The following is a 15,015-nucleotide window of genomic DNA, read 5'->3' as shown; positions in this document are numbered from 1 at the left end:
TCGTGAGGGCCTCGACACCTGTGTCGGGGCCCTCACGCATATGTGCCCCTATCTGGGGTTTGGTGCTAGGACAGCCCGGACCCTTTTGTGCCGGGTACCGCCGGACCTCACGCGCCTGCACGGCCGGGCTCGGGGTTGGTGCCGGAGTACTGCGGAGGCTTTCGTGCCGGCGTATGCTGCAGCTTTATTGGGGGTTTCCCGCGTCACCGCGGGGAGCCCCCTTTTTTTGCGTTCCGGGACGGAGAGCCGTCTGTTTTCCAATGCGGCGGGCGCAGCCGGTCCTCTTGCGACCGGTTGCGCTGCCGGTGCTATTGAGGGTTTCCTGCGTCACTGCGGGAAGCCTTCCCTTTTGCGTTCCGGGTCAGGGGCCGGCTGCTTTCCGTGCTCGAATATCCGTGTGGGCTCAGTGGGCTCAGTCAGTGGGAGCCGAGGGTGACGGCGGCTACCGCCAGTAGGAGCGTTCCCGACACTGCTGTCACGCGGCGTGCTGCTCGTGGTGTCGAGGTGAGCGCGCGGCCGGCTCTGGCGGCGCCGAGTGCCAGGAGCGCATACACGAGCCCGCAGTTGAGTACGTGGAGCAATCCCAGTACAGCGAGTTGGAAGCCGATCGGTACGCCGGTCCCGGCGGTGATGAACTGCGGCATCAGCGACAGGTACAGCAGCAGGCCCTTGGGGTTGAGGAGGGCGGTCAACATGCTCTGCCGGAGCACTGCCCAGTTCGAGGCCGGTTGGAGGTCGGTCAGCGTCAGGTTCGAACGTCGCAGTGTCAGGAGGGTCCGCACGGCGAGGAGGACGAGGTAGGCCGCGCCTACGTAACGGACCATCGGGAGGGCGCCGGGGATGGCCTGGAGTGCGGCAGCCAGTCCGGCGGCGGCGAGCACGGTGTGTGTGGCGTATCCGGAGCAGATGCCCGCGACGGAGATCAGCCCGGCGCGGCGGCCCTGACCGATCGCGCGGGCGACCAGGTACAGCCAGTCGGGGCCAGGAGTGAAGATCAGCAGGAAGTCGACGCCCAGGAAGATCACCAGCAGATGGGTGTCCATGGGGTTCACCTCCATGTGCGGATGGGGTTCTGGCATGTGCGGATGGGGTTCTGGGGCGATGTGTCGTGCTCACGTCCAAATCGGAGGAAGGGGTGGGCGGAAGGTGCTTTGGCCATCCCCTCCATCGCTGGTTGTCCCTTCATCGAGAGATGGCCGGGCGGAGGTACGCGATCCGGATGTGTGCCGGTGATTCGACCGTAGCTCTTAGGCGTTGGCACGCGATGGTCTATTACTGCCGGCTAGAGCGCTTACCTGGCAGGATGTTGCGTCATGGACAGGATTGACCGCAGAATCCTGCATGAGCTTCAGCAGGATGGGCGTCTCAGCAACACGGAGCTGGCCGACAGGGTTGGTCTCACGCCGTCGCCATGCCTGCGCCGGGTGCGGCAGTTGGAGGAGACGGGCGTCATCCGGGGATACCGGGCGCTGCTCGACGGTGACGCCGTGGGGCGGGGGTTCCAGGCGTTCGTCACCGTGGTGATGCGGTACGAGGACCGTGACACCGTGGCCGAGTTCGAGCGCCAGGTCGCGATGTTGCCGGAGGTGATCGAGGCGCACCGGCTGTTCGGAGATCCGGACTTCCTGCTACGAGTGGCAGTTGCGGACCTGCCCGCCTACGAGCGCTTCTACTCGGATGTGCTCTCCGGGCTCCCAGGGGTCGCGCAGCTCACCTCACATCTGGCGATGAAGGCGATAAAACCCGATCTGGGACTCCCCATCAACCGGAGATGACCGGCCCGGGCAGGGCCCTCAAGAGCGATGGATTCCCCCCGCGTGGCGGGAAATGCTGCGGTCTCTGACCTGGCCGCGGGACACCGCACCGGGACACCGCACCGGGACACCGCACCGGGACACCGCACCGGGACACCGCACCGGGACACCGCACCGGGACACGATAACTGGGCGTGGGCGCCCGGGCGCGGGCACCAGGAGGCGGTGCCGGGACGTGCGCACCGGGACGCGAAGGCCCCGGTGGGGCCTTCGCGTCCGGCTGGGCTACTTCGGCAGCACCAGCAGGGCGTCGCCCACCGCGCGCTCACTGCCGTCGGCGGGCCGGTTGACCACCTTGTTGCCTACCACCATGGCCGTCGACCCGCCGCCGTCCAGGTTGATCGCCTGGGTGGCGCCGAGCCAGCGCATGAACTGGGCCGCTTCGACGAAGTTGGCGCCGACCGTGACGCCCGGCTGGCGGCCGTCGATGGCGGCCAGGATGAGGCTGCCGTTGCGGGTGGTGCCGACGAGGGTGCGCGGGTGGCGGCGGAGGATCATGTTCATGGAGTCGTGGCCGTCACGCTTGGCGGTGACCTTGACGTTGCCGTTGCGGACGAGGCCGACGCCGCCGGCGACCACATGCAGGTCAGGTGTGAGCTTGAGGGTCCTGCGGGTGCGCAGGTCCGTCAGCTTGGTGTCGACCTTGACGGTCCAGCCTTCCCAGGCGTGCTCGTTCAGCCAGTCGTAGGCCGCGCCGGAGCCGTGCAGGACCCGCATGCCCTTGGGCACCGCGGCTCCGGAGGCGCGCAGCGTCACGACCTTGCCGTTGGCGTCGAGGACCACGTCGGCGCCGTCGTCGGCGGGGGTCTTGGCGCCGTACTCCTCGGTGTAGAGGACCAGCTCGTCGGCGGCCGCGGCGCGGTTGACGCCGGTCACGGGGAGTCTGGCGCCGTCCTGGGAGATCGCGGTGATGGTCGACTTCAGCTCGGTGATGCGGGCCGTACGGCCTCGCAGGACCACCGCGGCGCGGCCGGGCACGGCCTCGCTGAGCAGCCGGCCCGCGACCACGGAGGCGCCGACGGGCTCGCCGCTCAGCTCCTTGGCCGTGTGGATGTTGAAGAAGCCGCCGTTGACGGCGGCGACGGCGCCGCGCGCCTTGGCCATCGAGGAGACGGTCTCGCGCTTGGCGACGCTGGTGCCGAGGGAGGCGGCGTACGTGCCGCGGAACGACCTGGAGTCGATCATGACGACCTTGACGTCCCAGGGGCCGGTGGTCTTGAGGCCGTCGTCGCCGAGGTAGTCGGTCTTCACCTTCAGCCCGGCGTCCTTGAGCTTCTTGGCCGTCTTGTCGGCCTTCGCCTTGTCCTTGAAGGACCACAGGCCGACGCGCACCATGTACACCTCCTGGGCGGGGGCGTCGGCGACCTTGGGGCGGACCACCTTCTGCAGGCTGGCTGTCTCTCCGGCGGCCTCGACCTCGGCGAGCCTGGCCTCGGCCGTCGGCAGCGAGCCGTAGTCACGCCCGCTCGGCATGAGCACGGTCACCGTGTAGCCGTCGGTGGACGAGCCTGCCTTCACGTCGTACAGGTCGACGCCCCGCGTCACGCCGGTCACGGTCTTGGTGGGTACGGGCCGCACGCCGAGCGGGAACTTGGTCGACGGGAACTTCACCGCCGCCTGTTCCTCGGCGGCGGCGCCTGGCACGGCGGTCGCCGTGAGCGTCGCGGCCATGGCCAGGCCGACGACAAGGGTGCGTCGAGACATGAAAACTCCAGAGGGCGGAAAACAGACCGGCCCTATCCTGACGAGATCAAGGTCGCCAAGGCAGCGAAACACGCGAAACGGTAGGAGTGGTTACGAGATTGACACCCGCTTACGGTGGCAACTTTGACGAACCATCTACAATCGGGTCCATGAAACGCATGTGCATGTGGTGGTGGCCGCGAGACGGCCGCTGACTTTCGCATGCACGGGCCGTCCTCGGGGCGGCCACTGCGCGTGGGTTCCCTCAGGGCGGCATGACCTGAGGAAGGGACCTCGAAATGGACCACGTCGTTCTCACCGGAGACCGCCCGACCGGGCCGCTCCATCTCGGCCACTACTTCGGCTCGCTGGCCAATCGGCTCGCGTTGCAGGGCACGTACCCGATGTATGTGCTGATCGCCGACTATCAGGTGATCACCGACAGGGATCTGCCGGGGGAGATCCAGCGGAACATCACCGAACTGCTCCTGGACCATCTGGCGGTCGGGCTCGACCCGGCGCGGGTGACGATCTTCCGGCACAGCGCGATCCCCGAGCTCAACCAGTTGCTGCTGCCGTTCCTGAGCCTGGTGTCGGTGGCCGAGCTGCGCCGCAACCCGACCGTCAAGGACGAGATCGCGCACAGCAGCCAGCAGGCGGTCAACGGGCTGATGTTCACGTATCCGGTGCACCAGGCGGCCGACATCCTGTTCTGCAAGGGCACGCTGGTGCCGGTGGGCAAGGACCAGCTGCCGCACCTGGAGATGGCGCGGCTGGTGGCGCGGCGCTTCAACGAGCGCTACGGAGAAATCTTTCCGGTGCCGGAAGCCATGCTGGGTGAGCGCCCGCTGCTCGGTGGGCTCGACGGCGGCAAGATGAGCAAGAGCAGGGGCAACGCGATCCCGCTGAGGGCCACCGAGGACGAGACGGCGGCGCTGATCCGCAGGGCGCGCACCGACTCCGAGCGGCTGATCACCTTCGACGAGGAAGGCCGGCCGGAGGTGGCCAACCTGCTCACACTTGCGTCGCTGTGCCTCGGACGGCCACAGCGGGAGCTCGCGGACGAGATCGGGTACGGCGGCGCCGCCGCGTTGAAGCGCCTGGTCACTGATGCCGTCAACGAGTTTCTGGGCCCGATCAGGGCACGCCGGCGCGAGCACACCGAGGCGGAGGCCCATGCGGTGCTGGAGGAGGGAAACCGGCGGGCCCGCGAGCGGGCGATCACGACACTCGACGAGGTCAGGGAGGCGATGAGGTTCTAGCCGGGACTCAGCGGCTGCTCTCCCGGCGGAAGGACTCCAGGGCCAGCAGCGCCACGTGCAGCGACAGGCAGGACTCGACGTCGTCGAGGTCGGTGTCGAGGATGCGTTCGAGGCGGCGCAGCCGGTCGTAGAAGGCCGGCCTCGACAGGTGGGCCTTCTGGGCCGCCACCGCCTTGTTGCGGCCGGCGTCCAGATAGATGCGCAGAATCCTGGCCAGGTCGCCGCCTCGCTGCGCGTCGTGCGCCAGCAGGGCGCCCAGCTCGCGCTCGGCGAACGTCTGCAACCTGGCGTCGTCGCGCAGCAGGTGCAGCAGCCCGCGCAGGCGCAGGTCGGGCAGGCGGTAGTAGGGCCTGCCGTCCGGCTGGCGCACCGCCACGTCGGCCACCTGCTCGGCCTCCAGGAAGCTGCGCCGTACGTCCCTGATGGACTCGACCACCGAGCCCGAGGCCAGCACGAACGCCGCGCCCGGCTTCCACAGCGCGCGCAGCCGCTCGGAGAGCGCGGTCAGCGCCGGCTCGGCGCCGGTGCGCGGCGGCAGCGGCAGCAGGACGCCCACCCGGTCCTGGTCGAGCGCGCCCACCAGGGCGGGCAGCCGGGCGTCGCGGCAGGCGGCGGCGGTCGCCTCGGCCAGCTCGCCGAGCTCCGCCTGCCCGTCGAGGGCCTGCTCGACCGGGTCGGTGGGGCGGATGACGACGCTGACCAGCTTGCGGCCGGTGAGCGGCACGCCCACCGCCCTGGCGCGCGCGGCGGCCTCGTCGGGGTCGGCGTAGGCGTGGGTGAGGATGCCGGTGATGATCGTGCCGTGCGCCTGCCGCTCGAGTGACTCCTGATGGCGCTCCAGCAGGCGGCCCAGGGCGAGCGTGGTGGCGGCGCGCTCGGCCAGCACCAGGTCGCGGGGCGAGGGCTGGGCGTCGCAGAGGAGGATCAGCCTGCCCCAGTCCTGCCCGCGGGCGCCGACGGTGGTGACCAGCCAGCCGGACGCGGTGTCGTAGGCGGTGCGCTCCGCCGGCGCCACCGCCCGGGACCTGGTCTCCCAGCCGGCCAGCAGGGTGCCGGTGTCGCGTCCCGCCGACTCGCAGGCCAGCACCTGGTGGGCGAGGTTCTCCAGCAGCACCGGACGGGCCGACAGCCTGGCCACCTGGGCGAGCACCTCGGCGGGGGAGGCCCCCTCGACCGACAGCTCGGTGAACACCTCGTGCAGTTGCTCGGAGGCGCGCAGCTCCTCGAGCTGGATGTCGATGATCCGGGCGTGCACGGCCTCGGTGATCTGCACGAACGGGGTCTCGCGGGCCAGCACGATCAGCGGCAGGCCCTGCTCTTCGGCGCACTTCACCACCGCGCGGGGCAGCTCGCCGACGAACCGGCGGCCCAGCTCGACGATCAGCCCGGAGGCGCCGACGGAGGAGAGTCCGGCGATGTAGTCGGCGAGCTTGTCAGGGTCGTCGGGCAGGGCGACGCCGGTGGTGAGCACCAGCTCGCCGCCACGCAGCAACTGCGCGATGTCGGCGATCTCGCCGACGTGCACCCAGCGCACCTTGGTGTCCAGCCGGTCCGCGCCCGCGACCACACGCGGGCTGCCCCGGCGAACACTCTCCAGGGCGAGGATGTCGGCGATGGTGGGCAGCACGTGGCCGAGCCTATCCGATCAATCTGTAAGAACGGACCAGTGCTGCCTGACACAGTGCCAGAGATCACTTCAAGAGCTCGTCCTCGCGGTACTCGCGGCCGGCCGGCTGGTCGCGCAACTCCACGCGGCGGATCTTGCCGGAGATCGTCTTGGGCAGCTCGCCGAACTCCAGTCTGCGCAGCCGCTTGTACGGGGCGAGCTCGCGCCGCGAGTGCTCGAAGATGGACCGCGCCGTCGCCTCGTCCGGCTCGAACCCGGGCGCGAGCGTCACATAGGCCTTCGGTACGGCCAGCCGCACCGGATCGGGGGCGGGCACCACGGCCGCCTCGGCCACGGCCTCGTGCTCCAGCAGCGCGCTCTCCAGCTCGAACGGCGAGATGCGGTAGTCGGAGGCCTTGAAGACGTCGTCGGTCCTGCCCACGTAGGTGATGTAGCCGTCGGCGTCCCGGGTCGCGACGTCGCCCGTGTGGTAGTGCCCGTCTCTCATCGCTTCACCCGATCCCGCGATATATCCGGACATGAGGCCCATAGGGCGGTTGTCGAGCGGAAGGCAGATCTCCCCGTCGTCGCCGGGTTCGCCGGTCTCCACGTCCAGCAGCACGATGTCGTAGCCCGGCAGCGGCCGCCCCATCGAGCCCGGTCTGACCGGCTCGCCCGGCACGTTGCCGATCTGGGCGGTGGTCTCGGTCTGGCCGTAGCCGTCCCTGATCGTGAGGCCCCACGCCTTGGCCACCTGGTCGATGATCTCCGGGTTGAGCGGCTCTCCGGCGGCCACCGCGGTGCGCAGCGGCAGCTTCCACGCTGACAGGTCCTCCTGGATGAGCATCCGCCACACGGTCGGCGGCGCGCAGAAGGTCGTCACCCGCTCGTCGCGCAGCACCTCCAGCAGTCCCGTCGCCGAGAAGCGGGTGTAGTCGTGGATGAGCACGGTGGCGCCGGCGTTCCAGGGGGCGAACACGTTGCTCCAGGCGTGCTTGGCCCAGCCGGGGGAGGACACGTTGAGATGCACGTCGCCTGGCCGCAGGCCGATCCAGAACATGGTCGACAGGTGCCCGGCCGGATAGGAGGCGTGGGTGTGCTCCACCAGCTTGGGCTGCGAGGTCGTGCCCGAGGTGAAGTAGAGCAGCAACGTGTCGCCCGCCCGGGTGGGGCCGTCGGGGACGAACCGCTCGGGCGCCTGCGTGCTGTCGTGGTAGGACAGCCAGCCGTAGGCGTCGCCGATCGCGATGCGGGTGTAGGGCCCGCCCTCGAACCTGCTCGCGTCCGCGGCGTTGGCGATCACGTGTGAGACGTCGCCGCGCTCGATCCGCTCGGTGATGTCCTTGGCCGTCAGCAACGTCGTGGCCGGGATGACCACCGCGCCCAGCTTCATGGCGGCCAGCAGTGACTCCCACAGCTCGGCCTGGTTGCCCAGCATGAGCAGGATCCGGTCGCCGCGCCGCACTCCTTGCTCGTGCAGCCAGTTGGCCACCCGGTTGGAGCGTACGGACAGCTCGGAGAAGGTATAGGAGACCTTCCCGGTGATCTTGAGCGCGATCGCGTCGGGGGTCTCGGCGGCCAGCACCCCGTCGAACCAGTCGAGCGCCCAGTTGAACTCCGCCAGCTCCGGCCATCGGAAGTCCCTGCGGGCGCTGTCGTAGTCGGCGTCGAGCAGGAAGTCGCGGGCCGCACGGAAATCGCTCATGCTCCGGATCCTGCTACGTCACCAGCCGCGCCTCAAGGCCATCGAGCATCGAGGCGAGCCCGAAGCTGAACGCCATCTCGCGCACGGCCAGCGGATCGGCGTGCTCGGCCTCCTGGATGACCTTCGCCAGCTCGGGGTAGTCGGCGGCGGCCGTGGCGACCGCCTCGACCATGCTCGCCCGGTCGAACGAGTGCTCGGCCACCGCCTGGTTCCACGCCACCTCGGGGATGGTCATGCCGAAGACGTACGCGGTGAGCGCGGTGTTGGCGTAGTCGATCTCCAGGCCGGCGAAGCCGGCGAGCTTGAAGGCCCGGCGGAGAGAGTCGGTGATGCCCATGGCGTTGGGGCCGAGCGCGGGCGTGCGCCCGATGAGCCCGACCGACCAGGGGTGGCGCAGGATCAGCTGCCGCAGGCCGCGGGCGAAGGCCCCGACGGCGTGGCGCCAGCTCGCCTCGGCGGGATCCGGCATCGTCATCCCGCTCCAGAACTCGTCGTAGACCAGCTCCAGCAACTCGTCCTTGTTGGCCACGTACCAATACAGGCTCGTCGCGCCCGAGCCGAGCTTGGCGCCGAGCTTGCGCATGCTGAGACCGTCGAGGCCCTCGGCGTCGAGCAGCTCGACCGCCGCCCTGACGATCTCGTCGCGGCTGCGGCCAGGGGACCTGGCCGGGCGGGGCTCGCGCGTCCAGACGGAGGTGAACTGCTTGCCGGTCACACCCTCAGGATAAATGCACTCGCACACTGTACGAGCCTTGTCGTACGGTGTGCGAGTGAACTCGAACGCTGTGCGAGATCCCCGTCGCTGGTGGACACTCGCCGTACTCTGCCTCTCGCTGCTGGTCCTGTCCGTGGACGGCACCGTGCTGAACCTGGCGATCCCCTCGCTGATCAGCGACCTGGGGGCGACGCCGTCCGACATCCAGTGGATCCTGGATTCCTACGTGCTCGCCTTCGCCGGGCTGCTGCTGACGGCGGGCAGCCTGTCGGACCGCTACGGCCGCAGGCTCTTTCTCATCATCGGCCTGGCCCTGTTCGGCGGCGCGTCGCTGCTGGCCGTGTTCGTCACCGAGCCGTGGCAGCTCGTCGGCGCCCGCGCGCTGATGGGTGTCGGCGGGGCGATCATGATGCCCTCGACGCTGTCCATCCTGATGACCGTCTTCGACGAGGCCGAGCGCCGCAAGGCCATGGCCATCTGGGGCGGGGTGGCGATGGTCAGCGTGATCGTGGGCCCGACACTGGGCGGCTTCCTGCTGGAGCACTACTGGTGGGGCTCGGTCTTCCTGATGAACATCCCCATCGCGCTGGTCGCGATCGCGGCCGCGGTGGTGCTGATGCCGGAGACCCGCAGCGCCGGGCGCAAGCTCGACCCGGTGGGCGTGATCCTGTCTGTCATCGGACTGACCGCGGCCGTCTACGTGATCATCGAGCGCGAGTTCGACCCGGTCGTCATCGCGGTCGCGGTGATCGCGCTCGCCGCCTTCGTGCTCTGGGAGCGCAAGTCCGACCAGCCGATGCTGCCGCTCCAGCTCTTCAGGAACCGCAACTTCAGCGGGGCCTCGTTCGCCATCCTGCTGATGTCGTTCGGGGCCGGGGCCGTGATGCTCATGCTGACCCAGTATCTGCAGTTCGTCCTGGGGTACGGCGAGATGCGGGCCGGACTGGCTCTGCTGCCGTACGCGGTGGCGGCGGCCGTCTTCAACGGGGTCGGCGCCGGGCTGGGGCAGAAGGTCAGCAACCGGACGCTGATCAGCGCGGGACTGGTCGTCATGGCCGGCGGTTTCGCCGTCATGGCCACCACCACCGGCTACCTGCCGCTACTCGTCGCCCTGGTGGTCATGGGCGTGGGCGGCGGGCTCGCCGGCCCCTCGGCCTACGCCTCGCTGATGAACGCGATCCCCCTGGAGTACGCGGGCGTCGGCTCCGCCATGAACGACACCGTGCAGCAGGTCGGCCTGGCCATGAGCATCGCCATCCTGGGCAGCGTGCTGGCCGGGGTCTTCACCGCCTCCATGCCCGAAGGCGCTCCCGAGGCGGCCAGGGAGTCCATCGGCGTGGCGTTCCAGACGCCCGGCCTGGTGGAGCCCGCCAAGCAGGCGTTCACCAGCGCCATGCACCTGGGCTCGTGGGTGGGGGCCGGGTTCTGCGTGGCGGCGGCGCTGCTCGCGCTCGCCGTGCTCCGGCCCTCGGCTCCCGCCGCCCCCGAGCCCGCGAGCGTCTGATGCCGTGACCGGAGCGGCCGGCGGTTCCCGCGCGGTCCACGGAGGCGGCGCGGATGGCATGCTGATATGCCCCGATCAGGAGGAGACAAGGGCATGACTCACCCCCTCGGCACGCAGCCCGCACCCCGGCGCACCCCTCTCAGCGTGGACGAGAAGGTCCGGGCCGAGGCCGCCTTCTCTCCCTACGTGGCCGAGCAACTCGTGGCCAACGGGCGGTTCAGGGTGAGCGCCGACACCCCGGACATGGTGGAGCTGTTCCAGAGGGTCGCCCGCAACGTGGGGGACCTGTTCGGGCGGCCCGTGGTCAGCTACGCCAACGGCCGGTACATCGTGATCACCTTCGGCCAGGAGGAGGCGCCCGATCTGTCCGACCGGGACGCCCTCTCGGCGCCGGAGTGACCGCTGCCAGGCGGCGTCAGCGGACACGGGGCTCGCGCATGCTCTCCAGGCTGTCGAGCTTGTGCGTCCGCTCGTCGTGGCCGATCTGCCGCAGCAGGTCGGCCACCGAGCGGTAGCGCCCGTACTCGGCGGCGTAGGTCCCGGGGTCGGGCACGAAGTCCAGGTCCGGGTTCTCCGCCACGAACGTCATGTACTCGTGCTCGGCGTGGTCCTCGAACTCGGCGTTCAGCCGGTAGCTCCAGTCGGGCCTGACCAGGAAGAGCACCCAGGACACGTGGTAGTAGAAGAACGCGATGACCCAGGGCGCGGCCTTGTGCAGCAGCCAGCCCTGCTTGTGACCGGACCGCTGGACGAGGTCCTGCATGATCAGCAGGTGCCACTGCTCGTTGTCCTGGTCGGCGCGGGCCTCCACGATCCGGTCGAAGACCCTGCGAGCCAGCGCGGAGCGCCCGGCGTGGCGGTGCACGGCCCAGTAGCCCATCCGCTCCCACGCCTGGTAGGGCACCCGCGCGATGATCTCCAGCATGGCGAACTTGGTGTAGGAGCCCTGTTTGCCGTACAGGATGTCGACGGGCTTGAACATCATCTTCGCCAGCAGGCTGTAGTCCATCCGCGGGGTGTCCAGCGTGTCCTGCTGGGCTCGGCGGAGCTGGTCGCGGTCGAGCTTGGGCGGGCCGGTGGGCGCTTCGGGGCGGCGGTAGGCGGTGAAGTCGGTGGTGATCGTCATGGCCGGTCTCCTCAGGTCGTTTGTTCGATGACCTGATAGTGGTCGACCGGGCCCATGCGGGTCGTCGGCCGCTGGAGGGCTTCTCCAGTGCCCCGGGCGGCGTAGCCGGGCCGGATTCCGTACGTCCTCAGGGGGACGGGTGATCCCCTAGGGGGCGTGGCGGGTCCCCGCACCGGGGCTCGCCGGTGCGGGGACCCGGTTCATGCGCCTGACCTACGGGCGCTGCGGGCGGTTGGTCATGTGCTCGGCCGTGCCGACGTGGCTCTTCTGCTTGCGCATACCAGCCAGGCCCAGCAGGCCGAGCAGGCCGAGCAGGCCCCACAGACCGCCGTTGCCGCCGCCTTCGTCACGGTTCTGGTTCGGCTGCGGCGACGGGTTGACCTGGCTCTGGGCGACTGGTGCGGCCGGTGTGTCCGCCGTGGCGGCGGCGGCCGGGGCGAGCGTCAGAAAGAAGGCCAGTCCCAGGCCCGTGAGAGTCTTGCGCATTGGGTTCCCCCGATCCGGCGGCCTCACGACCGCGGAGACCGCCTGTCGCGTCTCCTGGACGGTTCTCCAGAAGGCTTCCCCTCAGCGGGGAGATATGCCATATCTGCTGCTAGACGTAGCCATACCATCGCGAATCTCCCTCAAACCTCCTCGCCGGGGGCCGGAACCCGCTCCGGATGACAGGACATATAGTCATTAGGGGAGGTGGGTGGACAGTGTGTAAGAGGATTTGGGCGCATGGCGACACCTTGCGGTTGGGGTCAAACGCCGATAGCCGGGATACTCAAGACATGTCCGAGCTTCTTGCGCGCCACAGGGCAGTGATCCCCAACTGGGTGAGCCTCAACTACAACGAGCCCATCGAGATCGTCAGCGGCAAGGGCAACCGTGTCGTCGACGCCGATGGCAAGAGCTACCTCGACTTCTTCGCCGGCATCCTGACCAACATGATCGGCTACGACGTCCCCGAGGTGCGCGAGGCGGTCGAACGCCAGCTCGCCACCGGCGTCGTGCACACCAGCACGGTCTACCTGCTGCGCGGCCAGGTCGAGCTCGCCGAGAAGATCGCCAGGCTCTCCGGCATCCCCGACGCCAAGGTCTTCTTCACCAACTCCGGCACGGAGGCCAACGAGACCGCGCTGCTGCTGGCCACCTACGCCCGCAAGAGCGACCAGGTGCTGGCCATGCGGCAGAGCTACCACGGTCGCAGCTTCGGCGCCATCAGCGTCACCTCCAACCGGTCCTGGAAGAACAACTCGCTCTCCCCGCTGAACGTGCACTTCCTGCACGGCGCGGACCGGCAGCTGACCCAGTTCAAGGGCCTGTCCGACGCCGACTACATCGAGGCCTGCGTCGACGACCTGCGCCACGTGCTCGCCACGTCCGTCGCGGGCGACGTCGCCGCGCTGATCGCCGAGCCCATCCAGGGCGTGGGCGGGTTCACGATGGCTCCCGACGGGCTGTTCGCCGCCTACAAGGAGGTGCTGGACGAGCAGGGCATCCTGTTCATCTCCGACGAGGTGCAGACCGGCTGGGGCCGCACCGGCAGCGCGTTCTTCGGCATCCAGAACCACGGCGTGACGCCCGACATGATGACCTTCGCCAAGGGGCTGGGCAACGGCTTCGCCGTCGGCGGCATCGTGGCCCGCGGCGACCTGATGGACGCCCTGCCGGCGGTCGGTCTGTCCACGTTCGGCGGCAACCCGATCTCCATGGCCGCCGCCAACGCGACCCTCGACTACGTGCTCGACCACGACCTGCAGGCCAACGCCGCCAGGACCGGGAAGATCATCCTCGACGGCCTGCGGGAGGCCGCCGGTCGGCTGCCGATCATCCGTGACGTGCGCGGCAAGGGCCTGATGTTCGCCGTGGAGCTCGAAAGCCCCGCGCAGGCCGCGCGGTTCATGGAGGAGTCCAGGAAGGCGGGCCTGCTCGCGGGCAAGGGCGGCCTGTACGGCACCGCCATCCGCATGGCCCCGCCGCTCACCCTGTCGGTCGACGAGGCCACGGAAGGGCTGGGCATCATCGTCAACGCACTCGAGACCATCAACGCAGAGGCAGCTCAGTGAAGTCAGTCAAACACTGGATCAACGGAGCACTCGTCGACGGCGACGCCCGCACGAGCGAGCTCTTCAACCCGGCGACCGGTGAGGTCAGCGGCACCGTCGCGATGGCCTCGGCCGCCGACGTCGACGCGGCGGTCGCCGCGGCGGCGGCCGCGTTCCCCGGCTGGCGGGCCGCCTCGCTGGTCAAGCGGGCGCAGGTGCTGTTCCGGTTCCGCGAGCTCATGTACGCCCACCGCGACGAGATGGCCGCGCTGATCTCCGCCGAGCACGGCAAGGTGCACTCCGACGCGCTCGGCGAGGTGGCCCGCGGCCTGGAGGTCGTGGAGTTCGCCTGCGGCATCCCGCACCTGCTCAAGGGCGGCTTCTCCGAAGGCGTCTCGACCCGGGTCGACTCCTACTCGATCCGCCAGCCGCTCGGGGTCGTGGCCGGCATCACGCCGTTCAACTTCCCGGCCATGGTGCCGATGTGGATGTACCCGATCGCGATCGCGTGCGGCAACGCGTTCATCCTCAAGCCCTCGGAGAAGGACCCGTCCGCGTCGCTGCTCATGGCGCGGCTCTGGCAGGAGGCCGGGCTCCCCGACGGCGTGTTCAACGTGGTGCAGGGCGACAAGGTCGCGGTCGACCGGCTGCTGGAGCACCCGGAGGTGCGCGGCGTCTCCTTCGTCGGCTCCACGCCCATCGCCAGATACGTCTACGAGACCGGCACCGCCCACGGCAAGCGGGTGCAGGCGCTCGGTGGCGCCAAGAACCACATGCTGGTGCTGCCCGACGCCGACCTCGACCTGGTCGCCGACTCGGCCGTGTCGGCGGGCTTCGGCTCGGCCGGTGAGCGCTGCATGGCGATCTCGGTCGTGCTGGCCGTCGAGCCGGTGGCCGACGAGCTGGTGCAGAAGATCGTCGAACGGGTCGAGCGGCTGAGCATCGGCCCCGGCGACGACCCGGCGTCGGAGATGGGCCCGCTCGTCACCGAGGTGCACCGTGACAAGGTCGCCTCCTACCTCGACCTGGCCGTCGAGGAGGGCGCCAAGGTGGTCGTCGACGGCCGAGAGACGGTCGTGCGCGGCGGCGCCAAGGCGTCGGAGACGGCCGGCTTCTGGCTCGGCCCCACGGTGCTCGACCAGGTGCCCGCGGGCTCCCGGGTGCACACCGAGGAGATCTTCGGCCCGGTCCTGTCGATCGTCCGCGTCGGCTCCTACGAGGAGGGCCTGGAGCTCATCAACGGCAGCGAGTTCGGCAACGGCACGGCGATCTTCACCAACGACGGCGGCGCCGCCCGGCGCTTCCAGAACGAGGTCGAGGTCGGCATGATCGGCATCAACGTGCCGATCCCGGTACCGATGGCGTTCTACAGCTTCGGCGGCTGGAAGAACTCGCTCTTCGGCGACACGCACGTGCACGGCACCGAGGGCGTCCACTTCTACACCCGGGGCAAGGTCGTCACCTCCCGCTGGCTCGACCCCTCCCACGGCGGTGTGAACCTCGGCTTCCCCACCAACAAGTGACCCGTCCGGCGCGGGGAGGGATCAGCTCCCCGCGCCGTCGCCGG

General features: G+C 69.6%; 13 protein-coding genes. 6 read left to right on the top strand and 7 right to left on the bottom strand.

Annotated elements, in window-relative coordinates:
* Window positions 1-416: 416 nt before the first annotated feature.
* Entirely contained in the window at window positions 417-1,043 is a 627-nt protein-coding gene (locus tag V5E28_RS29295) for a LysE family translocator (RefSeq protein WP_336211526.1), read from the bottom strand.
* Between the two features lie 270 nt (window positions 1,044-1,313).
* Between V5E28_RS29295 and V5E28_RS29290 the strand changes: the two genes are divergently transcribed.
* Window positions 1,314-1,775, top strand: coding sequence for an Lrp/AsnC family transcriptional regulator (locus V5E28_RS29290; RefSeq protein WP_336211523.1), 462 nt, complete (start codon window positions 1,314-1,316; stop codon window positions 1,773-1,775).
* A 264-nt stretch (window positions 1,776-2,039) separates the two neighbouring features.
* On the opposite strand, the gene V5E28_RS29285 is transcribed toward V5E28_RS29290, so the two are convergent.
* A complete protein-coding gene (locus V5E28_RS29285) occupies window positions 2,040-3,518 on the bottom strand; it encodes a phosphodiester glycosidase family protein (protein WP_336211521.1) in 1,479 nt (492 codons plus the stop codon).
* Between the two features lie 278 nt (window positions 3,519-3,796).
* On the opposite strand from V5E28_RS29285, the gene trpS reads away from it, so the two are divergent.
* A complete protein-coding gene (gene trpS, locus V5E28_RS29280) occupies window positions 3,797-4,759 on the top strand; it encodes a tryptophan--tRNA ligase (RefSeq protein ID WP_336211518.1) in 963 nt (320 codons plus the stop codon).
* A 7-nt stretch (window positions 4,760-4,766) separates the two neighbouring features.
* Here trpS and V5E28_RS29275 read toward each other — a convergent pair whose 3' ends face one another.
* The 3 genes from V5E28_RS29275 to V5E28_RS29265 form a co-directional block, all read right to left on the bottom strand.
* Window positions 4,767-6,386, bottom strand: coding sequence for a PucR family transcriptional regulator (locus tag V5E28_RS29275; protein WP_336211516.1), 1,620 nt, complete (start codon window positions 6,384-6,386; stop codon window positions 4,767-4,769).
* Between the two features lie 64 nt (window positions 6,387-6,450).
* The gene (locus tag V5E28_RS29270) at window positions 6,451-8,070 is read right to left on the bottom strand and encodes an AMP-binding protein (protein ID WP_336211514.1); all 1,620 of its coding nucleotides are present in this window, start codon (window positions 8,068-8,070) and stop codon (window positions 6,451-6,453) included.
* A 13-nt stretch (window positions 8,071-8,083) separates the two neighbouring features.
* Entirely contained in the window at window positions 8,084-8,785 is a 702-nt protein-coding gene (locus V5E28_RS29265; protein WP_336211511.1) for a TetR/AcrR family transcriptional regulator, read from the bottom strand.
* A gap of 55 nt (window positions 8,786-8,840) precedes the next feature.
* Here V5E28_RS29265 and V5E28_RS29260 point away from each other — a divergent pair, with 55 nt between their 5' ends.
* Together V5E28_RS29260 and V5E28_RS29255 are read left to right on the top strand one after the other, a co-directional pair.
* Entirely contained in the window at window positions 8,841-10,289 is a 1,449-nt protein-coding gene (locus V5E28_RS29260) for an MFS transporter (protein WP_336211508.1), read from the top strand.
* A 93-nt stretch (window positions 10,290-10,382) separates the two neighbouring features.
* Window positions 10,383-10,688, top strand: coding sequence for a hypothetical protein (locus V5E28_RS29255; protein ID WP_336211505.1), 306 nt, complete (start codon window positions 10,383-10,385; stop codon window positions 10,686-10,688).
* Window positions 10,689-10,704: 16 nt separating this feature from the next.
* On the opposite strand, the gene V5E28_RS29250 is transcribed toward V5E28_RS29255, so the two are convergent.
* Window positions 10,705-11,415, bottom strand: coding sequence for an alternative oxidase (locus V5E28_RS29250; protein ID WP_336211502.1), 711 nt, complete (start codon window positions 11,413-11,415; stop codon window positions 10,705-10,707).
* Window positions 11,416-11,628: 213 nt separating this feature from the next.
* A complete protein-coding gene (locus V5E28_RS29245) occupies window positions 11,629-11,901 on the bottom strand; it encodes a WGxxGxxG family protein (protein ID WP_336211499.1) in 273 nt (90 codons plus the stop codon).
* 290 nt (window positions 11,902-12,191) lie between these two features.
* On the opposite strand from V5E28_RS29245, the gene V5E28_RS29240 reads away from it, so the two are divergent.
* Window positions 12,192-13,469: an aspartate aminotransferase family protein gene (locus tag V5E28_RS29240; protein WP_336211496.1), complete on the top strand. Its 1,278-nt coding sequence runs from the start codon at window positions 12,192-12,194 to the stop codon at window positions 13,467-13,469.
* The gene (locus tag V5E28_RS29235; protein ID WP_336211494.1) at window positions 13,466-14,971 is read left to right on the top strand and encodes a CoA-acylating methylmalonate-semialdehyde dehydrogenase; all 1,506 of its coding nucleotides are present in this window, start codon (window positions 13,466-13,468) and stop codon (window positions 14,969-14,971) included. The genes V5E28_RS29240 and V5E28_RS29235 overlap by 4 nt, the downstream gene beginning before the upstream one ends.
* The last annotated feature ends 44 nt before the right edge of the window (window positions 14,972-15,015 follow it).

Source organism: Nonomuraea sp. LPB2021202275-12-8, assembly GCF_037044575.1.
Classification (GTDB): Bacteria; Actinomycetota; Actinomycetes; order Streptosporangiales; family Streptosporangiaceae; genus Nonomuraea.
The sequence above is the reverse complement of the archived record's forward strand: the minus strand, read 5'-3'. Positions and strand labels throughout refer to the sequence as shown.

Coding starts and splice junctions, on each gene's coding strand:
- V5E28_RS29295 (WP_336211526.1), bottom strand. CDS start 1,043: ATGGACACCCATCTGCTGGTGATCTTCCTGGGCGTCGACTTCCTGCTG.
- V5E28_RS29290 (WP_336211523.1), top strand. CDS start 1,314: ATGGACAGGATTGACCGCAGAATCCTGCATGAGCTTCAGCAGGATGGG.
- V5E28_RS29285 (WP_336211521.1), bottom strand. CDS start 3,518: ATGTCTCGACGCACCCTTGTCGTCGGCCTGGCCATGGCCGCGACGCTC.
- trpS (WP_336211518.1), top strand. CDS start 3,797: ATGGACCACGTCGTTCTCACCGGAGACCGCCCGACCGGGCCGCTCCAT.
- V5E28_RS29270 (WP_336211514.1), bottom strand. CDS start 8,070: ATGAGCGATTTCCGTGCGGCCCGCGACTTCCTGCTCGACGCCGACTAC.
- V5E28_RS29255 (WP_336211505.1), top strand. CDS start 10,383: ATGACTCACCCCCTCGGCACGCAGCCCGCACCCCGGCGCACCCCTCTC.
- V5E28_RS29250 (WP_336211502.1), bottom strand. CDS start 11,415: ATGACGATCACCACCGACTTCACCGCCTACCGCCGCCCCGAAGCGCCC.
- V5E28_RS29245 (WP_336211499.1), bottom strand. CDS start 11,901: ATGCGCAAGACTCTCACGGGCCTGGGACTGGCCTTCTTTCTGACGCTC.
- V5E28_RS29240 (WP_336211496.1), top strand. CDS start 12,192: ATGTCCGAGCTTCTTGCGCGCCACAGGGCAGTGATCCCCAACTGGGTG.